This window comes from Nocardia cyriacigeorgica, assembly GCF_010858045.1.
Taxonomy (GTDB): domain Bacteria; phylum Actinomycetota; class Actinomycetes; order Mycobacteriales; family Mycobacteriaceae; genus Nocardia; species Nocardia cyriacigeorgica_E.
On the sequence record NZ_JAAGVC010000251.1, the window covers coordinates 1 to 314 of the forward strand.

The window sequence follows — 314 nt, forward strand, 5'->3', positions numbered from 1 at the left end:
GAGATGGTACGAGCGAGGGTGGCGTCGAGCTCACTGTCTTGGAGAACGGGAATTTTCTCGCCGCCTCCCCCCTGCACAAGATTTGGCGACTTCGCCTCAGCAATGCAGAAGTCGGATCAGGCGGAAATCTTCAGGACGGGTTCGCACTGGATGATCCATCGCTCTCGGTCTTCTGGACGATGAATCCCGGAAGCACCTATACATTCAACCTCGGGGTCTGGTCATTCGTTGATTGCGACGACGGAATCTATGGAAACAGCTCGGCGTATGGTTACATCGACTCGAATATTGGGTTCCTCAGCGTATTCAAATAG

Annotated in this window: 1 protein-coding gene; it reads left to right on the plus strand. The window is 53.5% G+C overall.

What is annotated here, in order from left to right; translation table 11 throughout:
• Window positions 1–314, plus strand: a 314-nt coding sequence (locus GV790_RS30840; protein ID WP_218586497.1) for a hypothetical protein, incomplete at its 5' end; no start/stop codon positions are given.